Here is a 1,573-nt window from a genome sequence, read left to right on the forward strand (position 1 = left end):
AAAGACCAATAAAACGACATCATTCTCATACTGGCATGTAATATCAGTTGTTCTCAATATTGTATTCAGCCTATCAATATACTCATAAATAAAATTGTCTGCTTTATCTCTACCATATGTAAAATTCATTTCATCTATTCCATTAAATTTAATAGCACAGATAATATGATCGTATTGATGTCTAATAGACAGTTTACTTAACCAAGGTAATAAACTGAGTAAATATTCTTTATCAACTCTTCCAGATAGATTTAAATCAGGTAAATTATAGTCTAACTTTGCTCTAACATACTGCTCGCCTTTATCGGTAAGTCGATATGTATAGATCGATTTAGCTATAGTTGAAGAAACATCTTGAATACTGTGACATGAAAAGCATTTTGCTCGGGTTTCAGATTCAATAAATAATTCATGGCAGCTCTTACATGAAAACATTTCTAATGGACGATCATAATCAACCCCTATATGCTTTAATTTTGTTGAACATTTTGGACATTCAAGATGATTCGCCTTTTTAAATTCAGTTTCATTGTTAACATGACCACAAGTAAAGCAATGTAGTGAATGCTGAGAAATAATATCGATACTCTCACAGTTAGGGCATGTTTCTATATAGTTTAAATGTCCACTATGACATGTATTACAAATTCTTATTTTATCAATAAGACTATCCGATTCAATAAGCCCAGATTTAATGACACTCTCCAGCTCTATAATTTCATTCTGTTTATAAAATACGTTAAGTATTGGATATGTATAAACCGTATCTATCTGATAATTTAATTGAGGTGTTAGTCTTCTTGAAGGATAACTAAATAGCCAACTTAATAATTTATTATCAGTATTTTTAATTAACCTCCCTTTTTCTCTTACGATATCCCAATCGGCTATTGCTTGCTGACAAGAAAAAATGCCATCGGAGAGATAAGAAGATAACTCTGTTTTTGCTGATGTATAAATCAAACACTCTGTAAGATGTTTATCATTCAGTTTTTTGAGTGTTTCATCAATATCTTTTTCTACAACAATAATAGAGTGCTTTATATTGATAATATCATCTATATAATTAATGTTATGAACGTTAAAGCGTTCATCAGAAACACATAGATCACCTAATATATATAAAGGTATCAATGACTTTTTCATTATTTTACCAAAGGTTGTTAGTTTAATTAGCGAGGTTTATTTGCAAGTTATCGCGAGGGGTAGATTACAGGATAAATTTAAATCTAATAATTTATCGTGTCATTTTTTTGACAACCATCAACGTAATTATTTTTTTGACATTTCTCGCTATAAATAACGTTTTAAATCATTGACATTTATTTATTTTAGATTTTTGTTCAATTTGTTTATAGATGCGGAAAATGAGCATTGGTAGTTTAATAAAAATGTATTTATTAATTACATGCATCTACAAACTTTCTCATGTTAACGACAATAGGCCTTCTTTCTTACCTATGTCTAAATGTATACCCTAAATGGAGGCATGGAAGTATGGAGGTTTATTAGACATAAAAAAAATGACGCCTCGATTACATTCAAGGCGTCATTCAATTTTATGGGGAATTTC

At 29.6% G+C, this 1,573-nt stretch carries 1 protein-coding gene; it reads right to left on the bottom strand.

The features are described from left to right. A partial coding sequence (locus I3255_RS14180; RefSeq protein WP_238039391.1) for a hypothetical protein occupies positions 1-1,146 on the bottom strand: 1,146 nt, incomplete at its 3' end. Between the last annotated feature and the right edge of the window lie 427 nt (positions 1,147-1,573).

The sequence above is a fragment of the Psychrobacter sp. Ps6 genome (assembly GCF_022129235.1).
GTDB lineage: Bacteria > Pseudomonadota > Gammaproteobacteria > Pseudomonadales > Moraxellaceae > Psychrobacter.